19 protein-coding genes, 1 tRNA gene and 1 pseudogene are annotated in these 24941 nt (G+C 50.4%); 8 read left to right on the top strand and 13 right to left on the bottom strand.

From position 1 onward, the window contains the following. Nucleotides 1-6: 6 nt before the first annotated feature. Genes IEY24_RS29405 through IEY24_RS29385 form a run of 5 tightly spaced genes read right to left on the bottom strand, consistent with a single transcriptional unit; the run spans nt 7 to nt 8662 of the window. Nucleotides 7-1518 carry an AGE family epimerase/isomerase gene (locus IEY24_RS29405; RefSeq protein ID WP_188938875.1) on the bottom strand — a complete coding sequence of 504 codons (1512 nt, stop codon included), beginning with the start codon at nt 1516-1518 and terminating at the stop codon, nt 7-9. 9 nt (nt 1519-1527) lie between these two features. Continuing rightward, entirely contained in the window at nt 1528-2523 is a 996-nt protein-coding gene (locus IEY24_RS29400) for a DUF6807 domain-containing protein (RefSeq protein ID WP_188938874.1), read from the bottom strand. A 35-nt stretch (nt 2524-2558) separates the two neighbouring features. After that, on the bottom strand, nt 2559-3875 hold the full coding sequence (locus IEY24_RS29395) for a Gfo/Idh/MocA family protein (RefSeq protein ID WP_188938873.1): 1317 nt from the start codon (nt 3873-3875) through the stop codon (nt 2559-2561). Nucleotides 3876-3886: 11 nt separating this feature from the next. Next, the gene (locus IEY24_RS29390) at nt 3887-5449 is read right to left on the bottom strand and encodes a SusD/RagB family nutrient-binding outer membrane lipoprotein (RefSeq protein ID WP_188938872.1); all 1563 of its coding nucleotides are present in this window, start codon (nt 5447-5449) and stop codon (nt 3887-3889) included. A gap of 27 nt (nt 5450-5476) precedes the next feature. Beyond that, nucleotides 5477-8662, bottom strand: a complete 3186-nt coding sequence (locus IEY24_RS29385; RefSeq protein WP_188938871.1) for a SusC/RagA family TonB-linked outer membrane protein — start codon at nt 8660-8662, stop codon at nt 5477-5479. 289 nt (nt 8663-8951) lie between these two features. On the opposite strand from IEY24_RS29385, the gene IEY24_RS29380 reads away from it, so the two are divergent. Then, entirely contained in the window at nt 8952-10046 is a 1095-nt protein-coding gene (locus IEY24_RS29380) for a dihydrodipicolinate synthase family protein (protein WP_229223337.1), read from the top strand. 37 nt (nt 10047-10083) lie between these two features. On the opposite strand, the gene IEY24_RS29375 is transcribed toward IEY24_RS29380, so the two are convergent. From IEY24_RS29375 to IEY24_RS29360, 4 genes are all read right to left on the bottom strand, one after another. Beyond that, nucleotides 10084-10668, bottom strand: a complete 585-nt coding sequence (locus IEY24_RS29375; RefSeq protein ID WP_188938870.1) for a class I SAM-dependent methyltransferase — start codon at nt 10666-10668, stop codon at nt 10084-10086. Nucleotides 10669-11029: 361 nt separating this feature from the next. Continuing rightward, entirely contained in the window at nt 11030-11443 is a 414-nt protein-coding gene (locus IEY24_RS29370; protein WP_188938869.1) for a hypothetical protein, read from the bottom strand. A gap of 16 nt (nt 11444-11459) precedes the next feature. After that, on the bottom strand, nt 11460-12314 hold the full coding sequence (locus IEY24_RS29365; RefSeq protein WP_188938868.1) for a nucleotidyl transferase AbiEii/AbiGii toxin family protein: 855 nt from the start codon (nt 12312-12314) through the stop codon (nt 11460-11462). Continuing rightward, a complete protein-coding gene (locus tag IEY24_RS29360) occupies nt 12311-12949 on the bottom strand; it encodes a type IV toxin-antitoxin system AbiEi family antitoxin domain-containing protein (protein ID WP_188938867.1) in 639 nt (212 codons plus the stop codon). The genes IEY24_RS29365 and IEY24_RS29360 overlap by 4 nt, the downstream gene beginning before the upstream one ends. Nucleotides 12950-13290: 341 nt before the next feature. Between IEY24_RS29360 and IEY24_RS29355 the strand changes: the two genes are divergently transcribed. From IEY24_RS29355 to IEY24_RS29330, 6 genes and pseudogenes are all read left to right on the top strand, one after another. After that, complete coding sequence (locus IEY24_RS29355; protein ID WP_188938866.1) at nt 13291-13887, top strand: RNA polymerase sigma factor; 597 nt, start codon at nt 13291-13293, stop codon at nt 13885-13887. 139 nt (nt 13888-14026) lie between these two features. Next, a complete protein-coding gene (locus IEY24_RS29350; protein ID WP_188938865.1) occupies nt 14027-15043 on the top strand; it encodes a FecR family protein in 1017 nt (338 codons plus the stop codon). A gap of 187 nt (nt 15044-15230) precedes the next feature. After that, a complete protein-coding gene (locus IEY24_RS29345) occupies nt 15231-18206 on the top strand; it encodes a TonB-dependent receptor (RefSeq protein ID WP_188938864.1) in 2976 nt (991 codons plus the stop codon). A 94-nt stretch (nt 18207-18300) separates the two neighbouring features. After that, entirely contained in the window at nt 18301-19560 is a 1260-nt protein-coding gene (dctA, locus tag IEY24_RS29340; protein WP_188938863.1) for a C4-dicarboxylate transporter DctA, read from the top strand. Nucleotides 19561-19599: 39 nt separating this feature from the next. Then, complete coding sequence (gene pckA, locus IEY24_RS29335; protein WP_188938862.1) at nt 19600-21198, top strand: phosphoenolpyruvate carboxykinase (ATP); 1599 nt, start codon at nt 19600-19602, stop codon at nt 21196-21198. Between the two features lie 7 nt (nt 21199-21205). After that, nucleotides 21206-21490: pseudogene (locus IEY24_RS29330) on the top strand (class 1 fructose-bisphosphatase); the annotation flags it as partial. Between the two features lie 114 nt (nt 21491-21604). On the opposite strand, the gene IEY24_RS29325 reads toward IEY24_RS29330, so the two are convergent. Next, the gene (locus IEY24_RS29325; RefSeq protein ID WP_188938861.1) at nt 21605-22132 is read right to left on the bottom strand and encodes a putative antibiotic biosynthesis monooxygenase; all 528 of its coding nucleotides are present in this window, start codon (nt 22130-22132) and stop codon (nt 21605-21607) included. A gap of 8 nt (nt 22133-22140) precedes the next feature. Here IEY24_RS29325 and IEY24_RS29320 point away from each other — a divergent pair, with 8 nt between their 5' ends. Next, a complete protein-coding gene (locus tag IEY24_RS29320) occupies nt 22141-22404 on the top strand; it encodes a hypothetical protein (RefSeq protein WP_188938860.1) in 264 nt (87 codons plus the stop codon). A 585-nt stretch (nt 22405-22989) separates the two neighbouring features. On the opposite strand, the gene IEY24_RS29315 is transcribed toward IEY24_RS29320, so the two are convergent. The 3 genes from IEY24_RS29315 to IEY24_RS29305 form a co-directional block, all read right to left on the bottom strand. Next, complete coding sequence (locus IEY24_RS29315; protein ID WP_188938859.1) at nt 22990-23253, bottom strand: hypothetical protein; 264 nt, start codon at nt 23251-23253, stop codon at nt 22990-22992. Nucleotides 23254-23993: 740 nt separating this feature from the next. Beyond that, a tRNA-Arg gene (locus IEY24_RS29310) sits at nt 23994-24067 on the bottom strand. Nucleotides 24068-24156: 89 nt separating this feature from the next. After that, nucleotides 24157-24936, bottom strand: a complete 780-nt coding sequence (locus tag IEY24_RS29305) for an enoyl-CoA hydratase/isomerase family protein (protein WP_188938858.1) — start codon at nt 24934-24936, stop codon at nt 24157-24159. Between the last annotated feature and the right edge of the window lie 5 nt (nt 24937-24941).

Here is a 24941-nt window from a genome sequence, read left to right as displayed (position 1 = left end):
CGCTCATCAAAGCGACCAACGGCTAAGAGACGCAGCAGCCGGATTGTTTTTTTCAAGGTAATGCAGGCGCAGGAAGCCGGCCACCAGGGCGTTGGTGCCTAACTTTGCTTCATAATAGGGGTCTTTGGGCTCGCGCAGGAAAAGTTTACCACTCCACAGTGTCTGAATGCCGATTTCAGCGAGTTTCCTGGCTTTTTCATACATCCTTTTATCACCCAGTATTTCATATGCATCCAGCGAAAATTGCAGGTTACTCGCCAGGCTGTTGACGACAAATTTGTCGGGCCAGGTATGATCCACGACAATGTCCGCTACTTGTTTCACCATGGCCAGGTACGCTTTGTCACCCGTCACTTTGTAGAAGTAAGCCGCGACACTGCCGAAAAGCAACATGTCGGCAACGCCATAACCGGTAGCGATTACAGGGATTACTTCCGTTCCGACCGGTTTACCATCCAAATCCACCAGGGCGTAATAGCTGTTTTGGTTCGGGTCCCACGAATATTTTTCGGCTGCTTTGAACATGAGCTCGGCCTGCTGCCTGAATCCGGCGAACTCCGGATTGATGGCGGAAGCTTTCAGTAAATAGTAACACAACAAGGCCGTGGACGTCAGCGATGAATTTTTGCCGGTAGGACGCGGGTCATCGATGCAGCTGACAATCAGATTTGTCTTTGGATTGCGGTAATTCCAGTAAAGGTTTCCCGATCCTTCCGCCCATCTTTTCCATTCCGGATTGCGGTTTTTATTATAAAGAAAGCTGAAAGAATAGCAGTAAAGACCGGAATGCTTGATCCACGCCTGCCCTCCGTCCTGGTATTGTTCCAGGCCACGGTACTCGGGTTTTTCCACTTTGTTCCAGCGTGCGTGGCGGTTGAAAAGAAAGCTCTGCGTAACGGGTGAGCGGAAATGCCCGCGTACGCCGGTAATGGCTTTTCGCACGGCTGCCGAATCAATATTCCACAGGTAGGTCCAGGGCGGTGTATTCTCGATGAATTCGTGGGTGAACATGGTTCCCGGCCGTTCGAGGTCGCCTTCCATGATCGTTTCATTGAAGAAATTGTAATAAAGATGCTCGCCCCAGCCCAGCAATCCGGTATAAGGGTTCTGGCAGTATTTGATAAAATCACGCGTATAATCCTCGCCGGCAGATTTGTACTTTGGGTCGCCGGTGAGCTTACTGAGGTCGTCAAAAATGCGGATGGTCTCCACATCGTGATAGTAATTGCTTCCGCCAACGGCACGGTCCGATTCACGGGTTCCTTCGGTTGGAGGCACTTTGGATTTGGGTACGCTCATGTCACGCGAATCGATAACAGATGCCAGCATACGCGACTTTTCTGTACCGTAAACATCCTTACCGTACGTGATCAGATTATCGCAATGTGTTTTTGCATAAAAAAGATAATCCTTCTGCTGCGAAAAACTAAGTACCGGTGCTAACACCAGGCAGGTTAACAGGGCCCCGGCAAAAGATAACGCTGGGGAAGAGGAGAATCCTGAAAGTGTTTTTTTCATGTCAGAGCGTCAGTTGGAGCGTATTTTCAGATAGTCCTGATAGGCATTTTCAATGTTGACTTTCCCTGCGTCGGGTTTGCAGTAAATCAGTATGCCGTATCCCAAATGAAATTTCTGCCCTTTTTTGATTACCTCGGCACTTTTCTCACCTTTCGTCATCGCCTCACGTCCAAACGCATTGGCTGCCATTAAACCGTAGTCGCGGGTATGGAACCAGCTGGGGCGGAAATTGTTTGGGTCGGGCATAATGGCTACCCCAACATATTTACCGTCGACGGGCCCACTGTAATCGACCCAGTTTGAAGCTTTTCCCCAAGTGCCTGCGCCGTCCTTCAAGCCTTCCGCATTGGTAATATGCCCTTTGCCATATTGTACGCTGAATTTGGTATTGACACGTACACCGAGGCCCATTTCCTCCTGGTCGCCGAAAATCATGTCACCGGAGTCGGAAGTAAAAGTGCTGTTGACCAGTAGCAATGTCCCGGACGGTCGCACGAGGATCGTGTATTGTGCCAGTTCAGCCAGAACCCTGTTCTTGCCGTCGCTGCTCATGTAATAGTTACGAACGACAAACGTTCCTTTTCCAGGTCCGCCCTTAGGCTGCTCCACGAACATCTCGTGCTCCACTTTTGCTTTCAGCCGCCAGTAATCATTGCCATTGATATCGCCAAAACTCAGCCATATGCCGGGATGGAATGTTGCGTGGTCTTTGGGGTCGCCCTCCTGAGGCGGGTAATTGCGGGTTACCTGAATGCCACACGGCGACTTGACGTGTGCGAAATAGGGACGGGTAATTTTCTCATCTTCATACACATAGCTGGCGAATGGTTTGCCTCCGATAGAAATAGCCAACACGCCGGGTTTCTGCTCAAATGAAACCACAGGCGATGAGGCATTTGCTTTTTTGACCTGTTGTGAAAATCCGGGTACTGTAAGCAAAAGCGCAATGATACATCCGGTTATGAGGCTATGGAAGTAATGTAAAGCAACTGGCTTTTTTGTCATGATCAGGGTTACAGGATTTTGATAAATAATGTAGTTTAACCTTTGTAAGGAAGTTCATAACCTTTCCGATACGTCCGGCCAAGCAATGCATTGGCCTGCTTATCCAGACCGGGGCATTTGATTTCTTCTCTCAAAGGGTCGTATTGAAGCGAAGATGCGCCCAGTCTGGTCGCGATATTCGCCAGCAATGCCATGTTGGTAGCAATGGCGCCCTTCTCGATCGGAGCATTTAATTTTGCAGGATTGTTTTCGCGAACGGCGGTTATGAAATTAGGCATGATCGTCTCGACCGTTTCCGGTGATTCTATTTTGATCTGCTCTTTTCCTTTTGTGACTATAACGCCGGCGCGGCCGAATTCCATTTTACCTTCTGTGCCGTATGCTACATTGCCATTGTCGTGCCCTTCCAGGGTATAAGGCGTCCACAACCGCATTTCCCAGATGATCTGCGTGTCGTCGTATTCAAAAATGGTTGTCTGGGTATCCGGTGTCTGGTGGTCATCATCGTAAAAATACTGACCTCCGGACGCCACCACGCGCTTTGGGTACCTGTCGCCCAGGGCCCATACGGCCACGTCGATCTGGTGTACGCCGTCATTGGCGGCATCGCCATTGCCATAATCCCAAAACCACCGCCAGTTGTAATGCCAGCGGTTTTTGGTGAAAGGGACTTTCGGGGCGGCACCAAGCCACATATCGTAATTCACTCCCGGCGGCGGATCCTGCGCTGGCGCCTTGCCTATGGCCTCGCGATACTGGTGGTCAATGGCTTTAATGGTATGTACTTTTCCGATGATACCGTTGCGAAGCTGCTTTATGCCTTCGATATGTGCCCCGTTGCTCCGGCGCTGGGTTCCATGCTGCACACATTTGTTGAATGCTTTTGATGCCTTTACAAGCAGGTTTACCTCTTTAATATTATGGCTGCACGGCTTCTCCACATACACATGCTTGCCCGCCATCATCGCCCATAATGCAATGGGCGTGTGCCAGTGGTCGGGTGTGGCGACAGACACGGAGTCTATGGACTTATCCTGCAACAAATCTCTGAAATCGGCGTATTTTTTGATCTTTTCCCCGTTCGGTAAATCCTTGACTGCTTTACTGAGCTGTTCCGGATCGACGTCGCAGACCGCCACCAGGCTGCATCCTTTCATGTTACCGAACGCTTTGGTATGGTTCCGTCCCATGCCGCCCGTGCCGATCACCGCATGGCGGACCATGTCGCTGGGAGGTGTTTTGGCCCAGCCCGAAGTGATGTAAGGGGCGGTTATGATGCTCACGCCGGCAGTTTTGATGAAATCGCGCCGGGTTACTTCCGGCGCGATTGTTTTTGATTCATTGTTCTTCATCCTTTTGACTACTATTGTTTATCCCACCAAACCCTTGTTTTGAAATTGTCCGTGCCCTGACGCGCCACGGTGGCATTGTAATTGTCGGCATTCAACACCGGTTCGTCCTCGGGGTAGCGCAGTCTGCGGGGATAAGTTCCGTCGGTTTCGTTGCTCGGATAATTGATGGGCGTCAGCTTGGGGTAGCCGGAACGACGAACGTTGGCGTAGGCTTCCAGGCCATTCATGAAACAGGCGGCCCAGTACTGGGTGTTGATCTGTTCGTAGGCCTTTTCCTTGTCGGCAATGCCTACGAAAGGATTGGCCGTCAGATAGGCATTGATTTCGGCATCGGTGATCACCGCCGATGCGTCATATTTGGCCACATTCTTCATTGCCCCGGCAATGCCCTCTTTATAAAGCGCCGCGGCATCCCCGTTTATCCAGCCTCTGACCGCCGCTTCCGCCAGCATCAATTGGACTTCGCCATAGGTTAGGCACATTCTCGGCCCATCGAGTTTGGCATAAACATCGCGGTTGATACCCGAATACTGGTGTTGGTCCTTCGTATTATCCCAACTTGGATCGGCTTTGATGGTCACCAGGTTGAACCCGTTGGGCATTCCCTTCTGAACAGCGGGGTCCGTGTTTTTGGTCGATGCTTTGGAGGGATCGGAATATACGGCCACCATGTATTTGAGACGCGGATCGTTGCGGCTTTTCATGTAGTTGAAAATGGTCGCGCTGATCTTGCCCGGCGATACGCCCGACACGGACAATGTCCAGCTTTCACCGTTCACCAGCGATTGATTAGCGCCCGTTTTGTCCAGAAACCTGACGTACATGTTGTCGTCGACAGAAGTGAATACCCCGCCGGCGAATGCCTTCTTTACCCAGCTTTCCGCGGTTGCCGGTTCTATTTTTTGCAACCGCATCCCCAGACGCAGCATCATGGAATAGCCGAATTTCTTCCATTTCACAACATCCCCTCCATAAACGATGTCGGCTGTTACAGGTCCTTTGGATGCGTCGAGCTTAGCCGTTGCGTCTTCCAGTTCGCTCAGCATGCTGTAATAGATATCCTTTTGCGTATCGTATTTGGGCTTGTAGTTCTGGGTTGAATAGCCCTGATTTGCTTCGGAATAGGGTACATCCCCATATAAATCCGTCAGACGGTGGTATATGACCGTTTTCCAGATCCGTGCCATGTTGTGCAGATTGCTCAGTTCCGGTTTATCCTTCGATAATTGAATGGCATCTTCCAGCAGCTTACTTCCGCCGTTCACCGCATTGAATGTATTCTTCCACAAACTCTCGCTTCCCCCTTTGTTATATACGTATTTGTCGCCGAAGAAGTCAAACGTCCCTGCGTCGCTCAGCGTCGAAAAGTGTTGGACGAAAGTCTCTGTATAATGCAGGGATGCCCCATCGTCGCCTCTGGACGAAAAAAGTTGCGCGGAGGTAAACAGGTAGGCCGGGCTAAACAGCTCGGCGGTTGCTGCATTAGGGTCTTTGTTCAGTTTTTCAAAATCGCCGTCGCAGCCAGCCAGGAACACCATGCAGCTTGCGAGCATCAGACTTGATATATTTCTCATCTTAAACAGATTTAACACGTTGCTGATTTAGAATTTCAAATTCACATTAAAGCCGTAGCTTCTGGTGGGAGGGAGGGCCGACGATTCGATCCCCTGATCGTTACCCGCCGACAAATTCGTTTCCGGATCGATGCCAGGCGTGTGTTTCATGAGGATCGCGAGGTTTCTTCCTACCAATGAAACACTGGCGCCTTTGATAAAGCCGATCTTCTCATACACCACGCGTGGCAAATTGTAAGTCAGGGAAACGTAGCGAAGTTTGATAAAACTCGCATTGTACAGGTAATCGTCCAGCGCGTCGCGGCGTCTCACGATGATATCCCGGTTATTCACCTGTGCGGCTGTTACGAGCACTTTGTTCTCTTCGCCGGTCTCGGTGACGCCCGGCAGCACCACGCCGTTCGCTCTTCCAAGCAGCGATCGCGGCGACATTCCGCGGTGTTCCAAATTGTAGTTGGTGTTGGAGTAGATCAGGCCTCCGAATTTGCCATCGACCTGGGCCGAAAGGGTCAATGACTTATAACTGAAAGTATTGGTGATGCCCGATGTGTACCTTTGAATACCCGAACCGAACGCCTTCACAGTGGTAGGCACGATAGGCAGGCCTTTGGCATCCATCACATCGCGGCCATTCGCATCCCGCTTAATGGTGCGTCCGACGATCTGCGAGTATTCTTCACCTACGACCTGTTTGAGGAAAACCTTCGTTGCAGTTCCCAGCAGGAATTCATTCGTCGAATTGGAGATTTTCAGAATCTTGCTTTTGTTGTAGGCCACATTGAGCGAAACATCCCAGCTGAAATTTTTCGCAGTGACTGGCCTTACGGTAAACAGCATTTCAACACCCCGGTTGCGTAGTTCGCCTACCGTAACAACGGCCCCGTTATAGCCGGTAACCGATGAAAGGGTTTCAGTGGTGATATCGTTTTTCGTTGATCTGTTGTACGCAGCGACGTCGAGGGCCAACTTTCCACTGAACAGGCGCAGGTCCAGACCAGCCTCCAACTCGTTCACGCTTAATGGGCGAAGGTTTTTGTTCGGAACAATAGCCTGGTTGATGGTGCCCAGCGGTTTCCCGTCGTAGCTGTATGGCAGCACGCCATAGGTCAGGTTAAGCTGGTAGGGATCTGTTGCACCGCCGACGGATGCGTACGACACCCTGAATTTTCCAAAACTAATAGCCTTTGGCAGATCAAGTGCGTCTGAGAACACGTAGCTGACACTCGCGGACGGATAAAAATAGTTGTTTGATTCAGGACTGAGGGTTGAAAACCAGTCGTTCCGGCCGGTTACGTTCAAGAACAGATAATTTTTATATGCCAGCTCCGCGGTTCCAAACAACGAATTGATCTTGTTGTCCGTAATAGTAGTGGTCGTGTTCCGGACGGATGTATTGTTAATGACCTCCAAGCGGGGGGTGATAATGCCGGAGCCGCTGATGTTGGTGCCATTGCTGTGTTGCGACATGAGGTTCCCACCCGCATTGACCACCAGATTGAAATTCTTGTTAAGCGCTTTATTGAGCCCGATCATCCCTTCGAAATTTCTTTCGTAAAAGTTGGTCTGGATCTGATCAATCTGCCCGTTGGGACGGTAACCGGTGCCCTCGGGGACGATTTTGTTGATCTGATAGGAAAACATATCCTGTCCCGCTTTTCCCTGCACGAATAGCCAATCGGTAATGTTCCACCGTGCATTCACTGCCGCAATGAATCGGTCCTTCTGGGTGTTGTTCCTGATCTGATTGAGCGAATAATAGGGGTTGGTAGCACCGAGGTCGGTACCCAGTACTTTCTCTTTGAATGTAACGGGGTCGTAGCCGGGAGACAGCGCGCTGGTAGGCATGTTGCTGTTGACAAACAAGATGGTTCCCGCACTATTAGCGTTGTTCGTTTCGAGCACGTAGCGGTTATCGACTTTTTCGTTGATATAATCCACGTTGGCGCTGATGGCGATGTTTTTGGTCGCGTTCTGGTTGATGCTCAGGCTGATATTATCCCTCCGAATGGTTGCATTTGGAATAATGCCTTTGTTGCGCATATCCGTTACGGCAACCCTGAAATTTCCCTTGTCACCGCCACCTGTAAAAGCTACGTTGTTGGAAGACGTATGGCCATTGCCGTAGAAATCCTTCAAAACCTGATCTTTCACATACGAATAGGGCCTCTCCACCCCATCCAGCTGGACCACCATCGATCCGTCGTAGGGCGCGCCCCAGTGATTTTGCCCGTGTGCCGCCGCAACCCCGACGCCGGAAGGTTTTACGCCATTGTAACCCTGGCCATATTCCTTTTGCAGGTTCCATATAAAATAGGGCACTTCGAGGGTATTGTTGGAGTTAAATTCGATGCCGATGCCTTTGTTGCCTTTGCCCGATTTTGTAGTGATAATGATGGCCCCGTTTTTGGCACGTGATCCGTACAAGGCGGCGGCGGCGGCCCCTTTGAGGACGGTCATTTCTTCCACATCGTCCGGGTTGATACTGGATATGTTGTCACCCCAGTCCGGGTTATCGCCCTGGGTCTTCCCGAACTTGGTATTATTCATAGGCAACCCATTGATAATGAAAAGCGGAGCGTTGTCCCCGGAAAGCGAAGTATTACCGCGGATTGTGATCCGGCTTGACCCCGCCGGACCTGTTGCTGCCGCGGACACATTCACACCCGCCACTTTCCCGGCCAGCGAGTTGCCTATGTTCGTTTCCCTGGTCTTTGTAAATGCACTTCCCTCAACCTTGGTTACGGAATACCCGACAGACTTAACCTCTTTCTTGATACCCAAGGCAGTCACTACGACTTCGTCCAGCGATTTTGTATCGGTTAGAAGCTTTACTTCCAGCATGGAACTGCTGCCGACCGTCACTTCCTGGGGTTGGTATCCCACAAAGGAAAACACAAGAACAGCGTTGGCTTGCGGTACCTCGATCGTGAAATTTCCATTCGCATCACTGCTCGTACCCTGCTGGCTGCCCTTCACCAAAATGTTCACACCCGGAAGCGCATCCCCTTTTTCGTCGGTTACCCTTCCTTTCACATTTTGAAGTAACACCGGGTCTCCATTATTCCTGTTCATAGCGATTTTGTCCTTTGCGAATTCGAATGGCCCGGCCGCTCGAACAGGGATCGTAAGGCCTGCCAGGGCAGCGAGCAGGCAGCATCTCTTGCAGTAATTTTTTAAGCGTGTACCATGTTGAGGTAAAGTTTTCTGTTCCATGCAATTAACCGGGTTTAAGTTTTCCAAGAGATCCGCAGGCTGCTCGTGGTGAGCGCATATTGAGTATAATTACATGTACGCTTCGAGTTACTAATCGGGCCTCTGATTAGTACTATTTTTTTATAAAAAATTGCTAGAAACGAAGTGTCTGTATTTGTCCACTTCAATTGTTTATTCGAATGAGAATATTTCTGCTATCGAATAGCCTTTGCGGCGCAAACGGCGTACAAACAATGGCAGGGTCAAGTACTTCGCATCACGACCCATCTATTTTGATCCGGACATTAATATGAAAACACCGAACAAAGTGACGAGAAGGGACTTTCTGGGTAAGATAACACCTGCGACAGTTGGAATTATGGCTGGAAGCCGGGTGCTGCAATCTGCTTTTGCAGGTAGCGACACTTGGCATTCGAAGTTTTCCGATGCTCATGCGATAGATGAGAAAAAATTCGTCCCGGTAATGATCACCCCGTTCGGTACCGACCTCAAAATCGACTACGACAACGTTTCCAGGGTCATCGACTTTTATCTGGCAGCAGGTGCAAAAGGCTTCTTTGCCAATTGTTTGAGCAGCGAGATGTATTTTCTGAGCGATCAGGAACGTCTCGACCTCACCAGCCATGTGGTGAAATACGTGAACGGGAAAGTGCCGGTGGTGTCGACCGGATCTTTTGGCGATACGCTTGCAAGCAAGGCGCTGTTTGCAAAGAAAGTACGTGACACCGGAGTGGATGGAGTCATTCTGATATCCAGTCATTTCGCCGGGAAAGACGAAAGCGATGCCGTGCTCATGGAGCATTTCGAGCAATTTTTCGCTCTTGCAGGAGATATGAAATTAGGTACATACGAATGCCCGTCGCCCTACAAGCGGATCATTTCCCCGGAGGTATTCGAGTTCCTTGTTTCCAATAAGAACATGGTTTACCACAAGGATACGACCGAAGATATTCTAAAGATTGAGGAGAAACTGGCGGTGGCAAAGGGCACTCAGATGGAGTTGTACAATGCCCATACGGCAACGGCCCTCCAATCGCTGCAAAAAGGAGGGAAAGGAATGTCGCCTATTTCCGGAAATTTTTACCCTGAAATACATACCTGGCTCTGTAACAATGCCAGTAACCCAGCCAAAGCAGAAGACGCGAGCTGGATCCAGGCTGAAATTTCCCAAATGGAGCCACTTATTTCCGTTCCTTATCCTTTGAGCTCAAAATACTTTTTGAAAAAACGGGGGTTGCCGATTGAACTGGTTTGCAGGGCCAAAAGCAAAATTGTTACCCCTGAGCAGCAACGGGTCCTGGATGCCGCCCACGAGACATTCCTCGGATGGTGCGACCGCTTGGCCATCACGCCTGTCGCTATATTGCAAAAATCAGGGCGTTAAGATTAGGTAAACCAGTGCTCGTTTGTCACATTCTTATTTACGCTGCTTTGACAGCATGGTAATAATGGTTCTCTCCCTCGTCCTCAAATTCCTCGATGAGCGAAAGCCCCGACGCAGTTAGTAATTCTTTGTATTTCTCCGCTCCAAGCGATATCGATGCTATCTCTGTGATCGCATCTTCCCATTTCATTTTTTGAGAAGGAGCTGTAAATAGCAGCTTTCCGCCAGCGTCCAGCGCATTTGCCATTTTTTTGATCACAACTTTCTGTGTTTCTTCCGGCAAAAGGAATAATAGCCCCCAGGCAATGACAGCATCGAACTGCCTATTGAAAAATGAGGAATCTTCTGCGGCTTCACAGGCGACAGGAATATTTGGGAAGTTCTGCTTGAAGGATTGAACCATCGAAGGTGACGCATCAATCCCATAAACCGTCAAGCCTTCATTGACCAACGCTTTCGAAATCGGGTCGCCAGCACCACAACCCACGTCCAGAACTGTCGCATTTGCGGGTAGTGACCTGGCCCACTGCCGAACAGATGGCGCGCCGACGCCATTGACGCCCTTCGAGCGACAGCGGATGAATGTTGTTGCGTTGTGCTCGTATCCGTTTGATTTGTCCATGGGAAGTCAGTAAGTATTCACAAAATTGAAAATCAGGAGCTTCGAACTTGGGGAGGGAGACGGGTCTCGAACTTTGCCTTTAATCGGCTTGTAATCAATATTTAGTCTCCTGTGTTTGATGTAAACTACACGAAAGACTCACTATTTTTTATACATATAGTGCAACAGTATATTTGTTATGTATAATTCTTTTGGCGAAAATTGAGGTGTTTAGTTGGTGATTTTCGCTGTTTTTGAGTGAGTTTTTGGGTGGTTTTTGAGTGTTCAAAGTTTGGAAAATGCCTGTGGTTTTTGGCGGTGGTGACTGCGATGTTGCTAGGTGCAAGTTACAAAATTCGCACTTATCGCGCGATCATTTTTCCTACCTTTTACGGTGAATTATCGTGATTCCGTCAGCCTTGACTTTTTCTGTGAATAATCTCGCTTTCCTTTCATAGGAAAGTTCCAGCGAATGGTTGTCAATCCACCTTGCACGAATGTCAATCAGCGCCTGATAGACAGGATGTAAATTCGCTTCTCCATAGCCATCATCTGCCACGAAGATAGTGGTGCCGTCATTGATGTCTTCGTCGGATTTCGCCAGTGCAATGTGAGTGCTGAATCCGGTAGTGGCACCACAGTTCCTGGTATAGAGAATGACTTTGTGAGACCGGTCTGGTGAAAATAGGGTTTCACATGTGGTGTCTTCACAGCCGGGTGCTAACATTGCAAAAAGCCAACCAATTAGTAAAACTATGATGATTAATCCTCCAAAGACAAAGGCAGCAGTTTTCATGATTCTTGGCATCGCTTCAAATGGAGATTTTCAACTTTATTGAAAGATCATGAAAATATTGAGCACTCCAAATTTCCAAAACATTGTGATTCGGTATAAATCTCCGAATATCATTCTTGATCCGCTGGAAGTGAACCAAATCTATCTTCGCATTCAGTAAACTCCGAAACTCCACTTCGCTGATGTTCTCCCGACCCCAATCTCCGCTATCGTACGCACGTAGCGCGAAGTGTTTGAGATTCAACGGAACACCTTTTCGGATGTACCATTCCATATCATACCAGTCGCGCCCCTTTACATTATCTTTCCATTTCCTGAAAAGCAGCGCATGCATTTTCCCAGCGAATAGGTCGGAAATGCTGAAACACTTCACATAAAAAGAGAATGGTTGGAGTAGGAGCTTTTCTTCGGTATCAAATCCCGAAGGCGGCATTGTATCGACTTCCAGCTTGACCTTGATGCTGGCTGTTTGCCCAAGCCCTTGCTGTGGCACAACACCTTCCAAAACCAGTTCGCGCCAGACCGTTTCCGATTTCTGAAATGCGGAATCAATGCTGGTCTTTACTGCCTTCTGTTTTTCCTTGATCGATACATGCATTCCCAGCGCTTCGAACTCGTCGACGATAGCGGGCAAATAGGTATTGATCGAAAAATCGGGGTCTACTTCGAGTAGCGAGAAGTCGAGATCCTCTGAAAAGCGGTCGAGTCCGTAAAAGATGCGGAGTGCCGTACCGCCGTAGAATGCAGCCTTTTCAAAGAAACCTTTGCGATAGAGCCCAGCCAATGTGACTTCCTGCATGATTTCACGCAGTGCTTGAGTTGCCTCATCCTTGTTGGCAGGATTGTAACTTGCCAGCCATTCCTTGATCATAGTTCCTTGATGAGTTTAATGACCTGCATTAAGCTCTCGCGTTTTGGTGAATCGCTTAGCCAGGTCTCCATTGCTTGTACATCCAGCTGTTTTAATTGATCTTCGTCCATTCTCAGGTTTTCGATAAGGTATTCACTGGCTGCGATTTTACTTCGGAGATTTAAGCCCACTGTATTGATTATTTTGTCAAACAAAGCTTTCTCTGGGGACGCGATAAGTGCATTCTGATCTTTTCCGACCGCGACCTGCCGTATCCCGAAGCTGTAATAGGGTAGCGGCATTCGTGTAAAACTGAATGCACCAGTCGGCGTGTCAAAGCGGCGTGAGGCCTTTGTCGTTGCGGAGGAAACTTCGAACACTCGTTCGGGGATCAATCCGTAGTATGATAGCGCACTATCGAAAGACACATAGCTCGGACCAAGCATGTGGTTGGCGAGAAGAAATGGCTCTGTGCGTGTTTCTGAAAGTTTTGTGGATGGTAAGTACAGGCCTTTCTTAACAGGCTCAATAATGCCTGCGGAGATTAGCTCATGGATTTTATCGTTGGGGCGTTTGTAGTCTTTCAACAGCGAGGTGAGCAGTTGATGCGTTAATGGCTGGCTGGAAAGGTTTCTTATACTTTGGGATAAATCCATGTGTAAATTTAGCAAGATAATCGGAAAATATCCGATTATCTTGCTAAAAAAATGCATTGCCTTAGCTACTTGGTGTATTGATAAAAGTAGGGTCATCATGAGAGCCTTCGATCTGGCGTCTTATCATTCAGACGTTCCATTAATGCGGAAGAGAAGTTGGCCCTGAAGTGCTTTGGGAAGGCTTCGAGAAGATGGCAGAAAAGGTCGGGCACGTTGAGTAACCTCCTAATTAATCTGTACCCTCTACGACCACGGGCGTTTTTACCATTATTTGTTTGAATAACCATATTTTGGTAAATTTTCTGCATACATTTGGACAGGCTGTTAACTGCGTCCCGATTATGCCTTCTTCCCTTCCACCTACTTATCGACAACTTACTGACGACCAGCTTGTGATGGAACTGCAATTGGGCAGCAGGGAAGCGTTTGCTGAAATATATGAGCGTTATTGGGGGATGCTCTACCGGCTGGCTTACCAAAAATTACGCTGCAAGGAAACAGCGGAGGAGCTGGTTCAGGAGCTTTTTGTGAGCATCTGGGTCAAATCCGGACAAACAAACATCCGCGAACTGCGTCCCTATCTGCTTACCGCACTCAGGTTTTCCATTATCAATCACATTGAATCCCTACGTGTCCACGAGCGTTTCGTGGCTTACTACGAATCTTTTCTCAATCAGGAAGATAACGTTCCTGTGGACGATCTGGCTTTGCAAGACCTCACCGAAGCCATTGAACGCACCCTGGAAGCGCTGCCGGAAAAATCCAAACAGGTGTTCCGCATGAGCCGCTTTGAATACCTGACTATCCCCGAAATTGCAGAGCGGCTTAACCTCTCCGAAAAAGCGGTCGAATACCATTTGACCCGCTCCCTGAAAGTAGTCCGGGGCAGCCTGCGGAACCTGGGGGCTCTTGCCTCATTTTTCTTTATCCTGCAATAAATTGTACAATACAAATAAGTGTTGGTCTTATTGAAATCAGAAATATAAACTTTTCCTGATTTTACATTTTCATTTAGGGCTGCAAGCTATTCTTCCTGACCTACACTATGAACAACAACCTGTACCGTCCGATACTCCTATGACACCTTCCGACTTTCGCCAGCTTCTTCGCCGGTATCAATCCCGGCAAGCTTCCGCCGACGAAATCCGGCGCGTGGAAGCCTGGTACGAATCGATGGGAGGGGCACAAAACAGTATCGCGGACGAGGACGATGAAGCCGCGGGTCAACGAATGTGGGCGTACATTCAGGGCGAAACGGAACCAAAGTCTATCGTGAAGCCGATGCCGGTTTTCAGGCACAGCTGGTTCAGGGTAGCGGCTTCGGTGGTCCTGCTGCTCGGACTGTTCGGGTATGGATTCTGGCAATGGTCGGCAGGTCGCAATGAGCGGGTCGAACTGCTGAGCGTGCAGATGAACAATACCCGGCAAGCCATGCGAATCAGGTTAGACGACGGCAGCACTGTAACGCTCGAACCCGGCAGTTTCCTCCGCTACCCGAGTCATTTTTCGGGCAATAAAAGGGAAGTTTTCCTGACCGGCGAGGCATTCTTCGACATCACCCGACAGCCGCAAAGACCGTTTCTCGTGGTGACAGACCGCATCGTAACGCGGGTGTTGGGAACCAGTTTCAGGGTAAAAGCATTTGGCGGCAAGTCAAATGTATCCGTAACCGTTCGCACCGGCAAGGTTTCGGTATTCAGCCGGCCCAAAGCCAATGCATCGCCGAAAGAATTGGATAATGCCGTTGTACTGGTGCCCAACCAGCGTGCCGTTTTTTATCCTGCCGAGGCGCGACTGGTCAAAACGCTGGCTGAAAATCCGGTGTTGCTCACGCCGGAAAACGGGCAGCCCGATTTCAATTTTGTCGACACACCGCTCCCCGAGGTTTTCGCCCGACTTTCCAAGGCGTATGGTGTTGATTTTGTGTATGACGACGACGTTCTGGGAGGCTGCACGCTCACCGCCCGGCTTGGAACCGAGTCGCTCTACGAAAAGTTGGCGCTGATCAGCGAAGTGACCCACGCACGTCACGAGGTGATCGATGGCCAGGTTGTGATTGATAGCCGGGGTTGTAAGCCCGCTCATGCCCGATAATGCCTTAAATGAGAAAAGCCGGTAATGTTCCACCATCACCGGCTTTGGATTCCCTGATTTTCCATGCTGCGAAACGCCCGATGACGGGCGCAGGGATTGTTTTGTCCAGATTTTCCGTGAAACCCGTTTAAAACATCTTAAAAATATGCATCGCCAGTTAACTTTACCAGTATTGCTGTGGGTAATTATGAGAATTACTTTCTGCCAACTTCTTTTCGCCGTCCTGTTTGGTAGCATGTCCATCGCCCACGAGGGACGGGCACAGGAAATACTTAGCCGTCGGGTTACACTGACTGCCGTCGACCAGCCTGCACGCACTGTGCTCAACCGCCTCGAACAATTGACGGATACGCGGTTTATGTACAGTGCGGAAGTGATTAATGCGGACCGACCTATTTCAGTCTCCGTGCAGGATCAACGGCTCGATAATGTGCTCAATCAACTACTTGAACCACTTCGCATTACCTATCGTGTGGCAGGTCAGCAAATCATTTTGAATGCTGCCGCGGCCGAGCCGGTTGCTGCCGAAGCGGCTCCGTTGATGATTTCTGGCAAGGTAACGGCCAAAAGTGGCGAGTCGCTGCCCGGGGTGAATGTGAGTGTGCAGGGCACTACCAAAGGCGCCTCAACGGATGCTGAGGGGCAATACAAGCTGGAAGCGGAGCAGGGTCAAACGCTTTTGTTTTCCTTTATCGGGTATAAAAATCAGGATGTATTGCTGACAGGTCAGACCACTGTAAATGTCACACTGGAAGAAAGTTCGGTCGTGTTGCAGGAAGTCGCCGTGGTAGGTTCCCGGTCGACGGTGGCGCGGACGGATGTGGAACGCGCTGTGCCGGTGGATGTGTTGACTGCCAAAGAGTTGCAGTCTACCGGCCAGGTAGAGCTGAGCCAGCAGGTGCAGTTCACATCGCCCTCTTTCAATTCAGCCAAAAACGGGATCAATGGCGTGGCCAGCTATGCCGATCCTGCTTCCCTGAAGGGACTTTCGCCGGATCAAATGCTCGTGCTAGTCGACGGCAAACGCCGGCATCAGTTTGCTGCGGTGAACCTGAACGTGACCGTGGGCAAAGGTACCGTAGTTACCGATATGAATGCCGTGCCGACGCTGGCCGTGGAGCGGTTGGAAATTCTGCGTGACGGAGCTGCCGCCCAATACGGCTCGGACGCGATTGCAGGGATTGTCAATCTGAATCTCAAAAAGTCGGTGGGAACCGGCAGCGCTATGTTCCAATACGGCGTGACCAGCAAAGGCGACGGCGGCGGCTATACGGCCGGTGTGAATTATGGATTCCGTCTGGGCAAAAAAGGATATTTGAACGTAACGGGAAGCTATCAGGATGTGTCCGGCACCGACCGCTCGGACCCCTATAACCCGCAGCCGGTACCCGGCGGAACCTACACCGGTGTTTATACCAACAACAAAACGACCGATGAGTCGGCGCGGGAAGTGCGCGGGGTTTACGGCCCTTACGGCACCTTCCGCGTGACGGAATACGGCAGCAATGCCATGAAATCGGGGCAGCTGTTTTACAATGCAGGCTTACCGGTGGCCCAAAACTGGACGCTGTATTCCTTCGGCGGATTTTCCCGCAAACGTGTGCATGCACAGGGTTTTTTCCGCACGGCCATCCCCGCGGTCGGGACTACTAACCCGGCAGTATATCCGGATGGATTTACGCCGAAGTTGCCCGGCACTGTTCAGGATTACTCGGTCGTGCTGGGTATCCGACGGAAAGTAACCGAAGGCTGGAATCTGGATTTCAGTACCGGCTATGGTTACAACTACCTGGATCAGAATGTCAAAAACTCAACGAATGCTTCGATGGGAGTGAATTCTCCCAAAGACTTTTACGTGGGCCGCATTGCCTTCGGACAGAGCGTGAGCGAAATCAACCTCAACAAAACGATGTACGGCATTTTGGGGACGAAAACGCTCAGCCTTGCGATGGGAGCCCAGTATCGCATCGACCAGTTCCGGCTGACAGCGGGTGATCCGGCCAGCTACGAGATCGGCCCGTTTGCGGCATCGAACAATAAAATTCCGGGATCGCAGGGGCGCGTCGGCATCGGTGTAGACGATGAAACGAACCGCACCCGCTCAAACATCGGGATGTATGTAGACGTTGAAAGTGACCTCACCGAGCGACTCTTGCTGACAGGTGCATTACGCTACGAGAATTACAGTGATTTTGGTGGAAACCTCTCGGGCAAGCTTGCCTCGCGCTTCAAGCTGAGCGACAATTTCTCCATTCGCGGATCGATCAACCGGGGCTTCCGGGCGCCATTGTTGCAGCAGGTTGCGAATGCGGTCACTACCTCTACTGTGCAGAATGGCGTGGTCACTTCCACCAAGGAAATCCCGAACCACGATCCCCGCCTCAGCCAGATCGGTATTGAAGATCCGAAAGCCGAAACCTCCTGGAACTACAACCTCGGCTTGACAGCCAAAGCAATCCGTAACCGACTGCTGATTACCCTGGACGCTTATCAGATCGACATTCGTGACCGGATCATCATTACGGAAAACCTGCGGGTGAACAACATTGCCGCATTGAAACCGCTCTTCCCCGGCTTGCAGGAGATTACTTTTTTCACCAACCAAGTGAGTACCCGGACCCGCGGCGTGGACTTTGTAACCTCGTTCCGGCAGCCGCTTCAATGCAACAATGCCTTCACAGCCAGCGTGGCGCTTACAGTCAACAAAACCGAAATTGTGGGTACCAAAGGAACGCCCGCCCAATTGCAGGCCGGAACAACCGTTCCGATCCTCCTGATCGACACCGTGAGCCGCGCATTGATTGAGACGAGCCAGCCACGTACCAAAGTGCTGGTATCGCTCGGCTATCAAATGGGTAAGCTGTCGGTAAACCTCCGCTCCACGTATTTCGGAGCGGTAACGGCCTGGGAAAAGCCCAGCGGATTGCCGCACCGGATGCAGACCTTCGGTGGCAAGAATCTATTCGATGTGTCGGCAGTATATGCATTGAACAAGACTTTCTCCATTACACTCGGGGGTAATAACATCACCAACGTATATCCTGACCGTGTGTTTACGAATTACGCATCTTACAGCAACGGACAAGTACCTTACACCCGCAATGCAAACCAGTTTGGGTTCAATGGAACCTATTATTACGCCAATCTGATGGTTAATTTTTGATGAAACCCCGTGGCGTTTTGCCGCGGGGACATTTATTCCGATCGAACGCCAAATTGCTGCGTTCCGGTTTCACTTGTTCAAATCGCCGAGTTTTATGAAGAAGTTATTGAGTAACCTGACGTTTTGGGTGCTGACCGCCATTATCGCCGGTGCCTTGTTCGGGCATTTTGCACCCGGCACCGCAGTCCAGATGGAATTTCTGGGGAAGTGGTTTATCAACGTCATTAAGCTGTTTATCAATCCCATTATCTTTCTTACCATTACGCTGGGAATCAGTAGTATGGGTGATCTGAAAAAAGTGGGGCGCGTCGGTGGAAAAGCACTGCTGTACTTCGAGGTGGTCACCACCGTGGCGCTGCTCATCGGCATTGCGGTGGCCAACCTGATCCGGCCGGGCGATGGGGTCGCGACCGGCAACCTGAATGGCGCGGCCGTCAGCCAGTATTCCGAACGTGCCGAGTCGTTTTCATGGCTCCAATTCCTGGCCGATAATCTCACGCTGCAGGTGTTGCTGGTATCCATTGTGTTGGGCATGGTACTGAGCCGCTATACGGGGCGAGAACGGATCCTGAGCGCGCTGTCTGCTGCTTCCAAATGGATATTTAAAGCGCTGTATGTAGTAATGCGGTTTGCACCGATCGGTGCATTTGGCGGGATGGCCTATACGATCGGCAAATATGGGATTGGGACCCTTTTGCCCCTTGCCAAACTCATGACAACCGTCTACATGACGATGTTCCTGTTCGTGTTTGTCGTGCTTAATGCCATCCTGCGCTATTATCAGATCAGCCTGTGGTCTTTTTTGAAATACATTCGGCAGGAATTGCTGATCGTGCTGGGCACATCGTCGTCGGAAGCAGCGCTGCCCGCCCTAATGGAAAAGCTCGAACGCATGGGCTGTGCCAAGCCGGTGGTGGGATTGGTCGTTCCCGCAGGCTACTCGTTTAACCTGGACGGCACTACGATATACCTCTCGCTGGCGACGGTCTTCCTGGCGCAGGTGTTCGGTGTAGAACTCACCGGCTCGCAAATTCTGACCATTATGGGCATCCTCATGGTAACCTCGAAAGGGGCAGCGGGCGTCACGGGAAGCGGGTTTGTAGTGCTCGCCAGCACGTTGACGGCCGTGCGCGTGATCCCCGTCGAAGGGCTGGCACTGTTGCTGGGCGTCGACCGGTTTATGTCCGAAGCGCGCAGCATCACCAACTTTATCGGTAATGCCGTCGCCACGATTTTCCTGGCCAACAACGAGAAGGCCTTCGACCGCAAGATGATGCAACAGGCATTCGACGAAGGTACCCCTCCTCCCGCCATTCCTGATATGCCCAACCCCAAGCCGGTATTGAGCCGGTAGCCCACATTTTTCTTTTTTATACCAAAACTCCTTTGCTATATGAACATCTACCCGAACCATTCCGCCATAGATACCGATTTACTCCAATGCCTGGGCATACCGGCCACCGCCACCGTGGCGCTGAACCTGACGGAGCCTGAACTGACCCAACTGGCGCTCGACGGCGGCGAGGGCGTGCTCACCGAAGCAGGCGTGCTGATGTGCGACACCGGCAAGTTCACAGGCCGGTCGCCCAAAGACAAGTTTATCGTCCGCGATGCATTGACCGAAGATACCGTTTGGTGGGGACCTGTTAACCAGCCCATCGAACCCGAACAATTTGACCACCTTCACCGCCGCATGCTCGCTTCGCTGGAAGGCCGGTCCGTATTCGTGCGTTACGTGAAAGCCGGTGCCGACCCGCGTTATGCCATTAATATCGCCGTGATCAATGAATATGCCTGGCATAATCTCTTCTGTCACAACCTTTTCATCGAAACATCCGAAGCCGAACGCGCCGATTTCAAGCCCGACTGGACGATATTGAACCTTCCCGGCTTTCAGGCGGATCCCGCTACCGACGGCACACGGCAGGGTAATTTTACCATCATTAATTTCAGCAAGCGGGTCATCTTGATCGGCGGCACTGGCTACGCAGGCGAAATGAAGAAGGGTATTTTCTCGGTTCTCAACCTCACGCTGCCCCGGAAGGGCGTTTTATCGATGCATTGCTCGGCCAATGTGGGCAAAGCTGGCGATACGGCATTGTTTTTTGGATTATCTGGCACCGGAAAAACAACCCTTTCCACGGATCCCGAAAGGGAGCTCATCGGCGACGACGAGCACGGGTGGAGCGATCAGGTGTTTAATTTTGAAGGGGGGTGTTATGCCAAAGTGGTCAATCTCAGTGCGGAACATGAACCTGAAATCTATGGTGCGATACGGCCCGGCGCCGTGTTGGAGAACACGCGCTTTATCCCCGACTCCCGGATTGTTGACTATGCCGATCAGTCGGTTACGGAAAATACCAGGACTGCCTACCCGCTGCATTACATTGCCAATCGCGCCAACCCGTCCGTGGGTCCCGTACCGCGCAACATATTCTTCCTGACGGCGGATGCATTTGGCGTGCTGCCTCCTATCGCGAAGCTTACGGTGGAGCAGGCGATGTATTACTTTCTGTCGGGTTACACGGCCAAGCTGGCCGGGACGGAAGTTGGGGTAAAAGAGCCTGTGCCCACGTTTTCGGCCTGTTTTGGCGCGGCCTTTCTGCCGCTGCATCCTTTCGAATATGCCGGTTTGCTGGGGCAACACCTGAAAGCCTCGGACGTGCCGGTGTGGCTGGTGAATACCGGCTGGACAGGCGGTTCGTTCGGCACCGGACATCGGATGAAACTGGCGCACACCCGCGCCGTCATCCGGGGTGCGCTGTCGGGCGTACTCGATCGAGTCGAATATCAGACATTGCAACCGTTTGGCTTACAAGTTCCTATGGCCTGCCCGGGCATTCCTGAAGAATTGCTCAACCCACGCCAGACCTGGCGGAACCGGGCGGATTATGACGACACCGCCACCCGTCTGATGCGGGCATTTCAGGAAAATTACGAGACCTATCACAATGCGGCAGGTCAAGGTGTAGAAGAGCCATCGTTTGCCTAAAATGGATGTGATCGCCATCGATCCGCTCGATGGCTCCTCCAACATCGACGTCAATGTGTCCATCGGGACCATTTTCTCCATTTATCGACGCTAGTCCATGCCCGGCACGCCCGCGGTGGAAGCGGATTTTTTGCAGGGCGGCCTGAGCCAGGTAGCTGCGGGTTATGTGCTCTACGGCACCTCCACATTTATTGCCCGCTACATTGGCGCGCTGATCGCCGACGTTCACCGCAACCTGCTCAAAGGCGGAATTTATATGTACCCCGCCACGGAAGCAACGCCCCCGGCTAGGCGCCTAGCCGCGGTAAATAGCGCCTAGGCGACCCCCCATGGCTTTGCAGCCCGTCACTTTTTGCTTTGTAACTTTCGCTGCGCTGCACAAGCGCGTTACTATTGGTCTTACTTACTACTTTTTGATCGCCGAAAGCCAAGGTTTCAGTACCTTCGTAACCTGCGGCATCACGACCCATGTCAGTAATCCCACCATGCATCCAGCCACAATTAAAGTCCTTAATGCAGGATGGAGTCCCTGGATGTACGGCCCAAGCAGATAAGTCAGGAACAAGCTGGTAGGATATACACCGCAAAGCGTAGCCACGGCCATTTTCCATCTCGGTGGAGGAACAGGTGAGCGGAACCAGGCTTCCAGGCCGGTTAGCTCCCGATAGACCGGTTCTTCCGTCAACGTCGATGCATAGGCTTCCCAATCTTTGAATAGCTTCGAATTGTAAAAGGCATCCCGCTCAGCCTGATCGGCGAACGTCCTTAATATGCCAATATCCCGGCTCTCGCTGCCAGGTAAAGCAGTCATCATTGCTGCGCCGTGCACACCGCCATGCAGAAATGAATCGCCAAGAAAACGCCGAAGTGCATCTTTGAATTCTTCTTCTTTTCCGGGCAGGACTTTGCGGGTAATAGCGACGTGAATAGCCATAGGGGCGAATGCAGTTTGAAAGCGATGAACGTAAATTTATAAAATACCTGTTGCAGCCGTTTCAACTTATTGAAGAATTGGTGTTTGCTGGGTTCAGAGGTGTCACTATCCCCATAAGCGAGGCTTATCTTTTTCCTGGCAATGTCGGTTGGTTGCTTGCCAGAATCCAAATCTTTGAGGGCTTTGATGATCTCAGTTTCGGTGAATGGTTGGCTATACCACGAAAAATGCACACCAAAGCCGTGGCAAGTTTTCTACCTTCTTTTATTTAGCCTCACTCCGCGCTTTGTAGCTTTTGTAAGAATATTTTGACTGTTGTTTGGTAGTTATAATTACATGTAACCCCAAATTACCCCCTACTGGCAATTGCCAAGTATTCTACGTTTAGGCAATTTTGTTTTATCAGAATGCGCTCTCAGACAGCATTATTTTGATGTTTCTTTAAAAGAAAATGCAGAGTGCTACAGATCCATTTACCCATCCACATATTTTCGTATAAGCCAATGTATATCAGTGATTTAATGCCAGTATTTAATTTGCCTTCATTAACTGAAGTTCCCGCACTTGGGCAACTAACTGGGCAAGAACGTAAGGTACTACTAATGACCCTTAATGATTTCTCGTGTAAGGAAAGTGCTTGGTCAATCCAAAATAAAATCAGGTGGTCAGTTTCACCGTAATTTCCAATAGAGTAGTGACTATCTCATTGAAATATCGCTTTTTCTTTTCCAGGAAACTTTTCTCCCAGATTTTGCAGCCTCAAGCACCTTCAAGTAGAGTTTCCCAGCAAACAATCAACTCGATTGATCAAGCAAACTTATTTCTTCTACCGGCTGGCCGTTAGAATTGCCGTCGACCTAAGAGTCCTGCCTTTCGACTTCATGATAATTATCGCCAAACTCCATCAACGCAAAAAGTGTTTCTTCTTTGAAGCGGAGAGGGTTCAGATACTCTGTCAGTGCTTTGAGCTTTGTTTTGACATCAAGTCGATGCCAATTGCTGACTGTTGTGATGTGATACCTGACTGCGTCGAGTGCATAACTGGAATCCTCAATAGCGATGTTCGACGCAGACCATTGGGTATGTGATCTTTTGTAGTAGGGTTCAAGGCTCGTTAGCACGTTTCTGTACAAATTCCCGATGTAGGGACTTCCCGCCAAATGAGAGCACTCCGGATCGTGACATCTAAACTTCACAAATTCAAGCGCCTTGGCCAGCGCGATTAGAACGTTACACCTTTGAATCCCATTCGCTCCTTACCCTCCATGTTGTTTTAGGCATAAAACTCCACAACAGCTCAAACTCAAATATATCTGTCTTGATTGACGGATTTCTAGCTTCAACCGCTCTAAGAAATTTTACAAAATTATCGTTGGTCACCGACGGTAAGACCGTGATAGACTTTTCAATGCTGTCACCTACCTTATATTGAATTCACTAATGACGGTCATTCTGGAGGTCGGAGCTCAGACCTAGCTTTATCGCCGTAATAGAGAAAAGAGGAATTTTGATGTCCTTGTTATAAGAAAAAAATCCTCGTCGAATTTGAGATCGCGGATAAAGAAGCCATTTCCAATCCAATACAAACCAACCGCCGAAGACACAAAAAACATTATGTTTTCTGCTCCAAACGTCCCCTTCAGTACAAGGTGGATACCGAAAATTAAATTGGCCGTAATAACTATCAACGTGGAAAGGCGTTTCATGCTGATTCTAAGGCTAGCCAAGTATTGCAACTTTTATTTTCAAGTGGTCACGTAGGGATTCGAACCGCCCGGCGGCCCGGCCCAAACCTCCTGATCCGTAGCAGATGCGATGCAAACAAAAAAGCATCTGAGGATCGCTCAGATGCTTTAACTTGTGGTCACGTAGGGATTCGAACCCCAAACCTCCTGATCCGTAGTCAGGTGCTCTATCCAATTGAGCTACGCAACCGTTTCCGAATTGGACTGCAAATGTATGAGATGAATTTCGCAGTCACAAATCTCGGCAGATAAATTTAAGAAAAATTTTCTCAAAATCTGCTAAATGCCCTGAAAATCAGGCTTCCTTTTTTCTAAAAAAGCAGAAATTCCTTCCTCAACATCCCGCGTCCCAAACAGTGTTTCCTGACTTTCACGCTCCCTTTCCAACATTTGCGGCAGATTGGAATGCATGGATTGGTTGAATGCGCGCTTCATGGCACCGATGGCCAGGGTTGGGGCGTGGCGGTAGTAGGTTATAAGCCTGTCTATTTCGCTGTCGAGGGTCTCCGAGGATACCGCTTTTGTGATGAGCCCTATTTGTTCTGCTTCTGTCGCGGGAATACGCCGACCGGTAGAGGCCAGTTCGAAGCTACGGGCTATACCTATGAGCCGTGGGAGGATGAATGTTGCGCCAGCGTCAGGCATGAGGCCTATTTGTACAAAAAGGAGGCTCAGGTATGTGTCTTCGGCAGCTATTACTACGTCACAGGCAAGTGCCAGTGAGCAGCCCGCCCCTACGGCCAGGCCATTCATGCGGCATACCACGGGTTTCGGGATATCGCGAATGGCGGTGATCATTGGCTCGTAGTAATCCCTGAGGATTTCGCCGGCGCTTTTGCCGGATGCCGCGGTTTCTTTGAGGTCGGCACCGGAGCAGAATGCCTTGTCGCCGGTGGCCGTAAGGAGTACCACCCGAACGGAGTCGTCGTCTGCGGCGGTCTGCACGGCGCCGGTGATCTCGGCAATGAGTGCCGGACTTAATGCGTGATATACGTCGGGACGGTTGAGTGTAATGCGGGCAACACCATCATTATTTTCGAAAATCAGGTTTTGATACATGCTGT

The sequence above is a fragment of the Dyadobacter endophyticus genome (genome assembly GCF_014641595.1).
Classification (GTDB): domain Bacteria; phylum Bacteroidota; class Bacteroidia; order Cytophagales; family Spirosomataceae; genus Dyadobacter; species Dyadobacter endophyticus.
Note: the sequence above shows the minus strand (reverse complement) of the source record. Positions and strands in the feature narration are given on the sequence as shown.

What these genes read in the sequence shown, in the direction of transcription:
- IEY24_RS29320 (WP_188938860.1), top strand. Translation starts at nt 22,141, where the DNA reads ATGCAGTTTGAAAGCGATGAACGTAAATTTATAAAATACCTGTTGCAG.
- IEY24_RS29305 (WP_188938858.1), bottom strand. Translation starts at nt 24,936, where the DNA reads ATGTATCAAAACCTGATTTTCGAAAATAATGATGGTGTTGCCCGCATT.
- IEY24_RS29400 (WP_188938874.1), bottom strand. Translation starts at nt 2,523, where the DNA reads ATGACAAAAAAGCCAGTTGCTTTACATTACTTCCATAGCCTCATAACC.
- dctA (WP_188938863.1), top strand. Translation starts at nt 18,301, where the DNA reads ATGAAGAAGTTATTGAGTAACCTGACGTTTTGGGTGCTGACCGCCATT.
- IEY24_RS29365 (WP_188938868.1), bottom strand. Translation starts at nt 12,314, where the DNA reads ATGATCAAGGAATGGCTGGCAAGTTACAATCCTGCCAACAAGGATGAG.
- IEY24_RS29345 (WP_188938864.1), top strand. Translation starts at nt 15,231, where the DNA reads ATGAGAATTACTTTCTGCCAACTTCTTTTCGCCGTCCTGTTTGGTAGC.
- IEY24_RS29390 (WP_188938872.1), bottom strand. Translation starts at nt 5,449, where the DNA reads ATGAGAAATATATCAAGTCTGATGCTCGCAAGCTGCATGGTGTTCCTG.
- IEY24_RS29370 (WP_188938869.1), bottom strand. Translation starts at nt 11,443, where the DNA reads ATGAAAACTGCTGCCTTTGTCTTTGGAGGATTAATCATCATAGTTTTA.
- pckA (WP_188938862.1), top strand. Translation starts at nt 19,600, where the DNA reads ATGAACATCTACCCGAACCATTCCGCCATAGATACCGATTTACTCCAA.
- IEY24_RS29380 (WP_229223337.1), top strand. Translation starts at nt 8,952, where the DNA reads ATGAAAACACCGAACAAAGTGACGAGAAGGGACTTTCTGGGTAAGATA.
- IEY24_RS29355 (WP_188938866.1), top strand. Translation starts at nt 13,291, where the DNA reads ATGCCTTCTTCCCTTCCACCTACTTATCGACAACTTACTGACGACCAG.
- IEY24_RS29360 (WP_188938867.1), bottom strand. Translation starts at nt 12,949, where the DNA reads ATGGATTTATCCCAAAGTATAAGAAACCTTTCCAGCCAGCCATTAACG.
- IEY24_RS29405 (WP_188938875.1), bottom strand. Translation starts at nt 1,518, where the DNA reads ATGAAAAAAACACTTTCAGGATTCTCCTCTTCCCCAGCGTTATCTTTT.
- IEY24_RS29385 (WP_188938871.1), bottom strand. Translation starts at nt 8,662, where the DNA reads ATGGAACAGAAAACTTTACCTCAACATGGTACACGCTTAAAAAATTAC.
- IEY24_RS29350 (WP_188938865.1), top strand. Translation starts at nt 14,027, where the DNA reads ATGACACCTTCCGACTTTCGCCAGCTTCTTCGCCGGTATCAATCCCGG.
- IEY24_RS29325 (WP_188938861.1), bottom strand. Translation starts at nt 22,132, where the DNA reads ATGGCTATTCACGTCGCTATTACCCGCAAAGTCCTGCCCGGAAAAGAA.
- IEY24_RS29375 (WP_188938870.1), bottom strand. Translation starts at nt 10,668, where the DNA reads ATGGACAAATCAAACGGATACGAGCACAACGCAACAACATTCATCCGC.
- IEY24_RS29395 (WP_188938873.1), bottom strand. Translation starts at nt 3,875, where the DNA reads ATGAAGAACAATGAATCAAAAACAATCGCGCCGGAAGTAACCCGGCGC.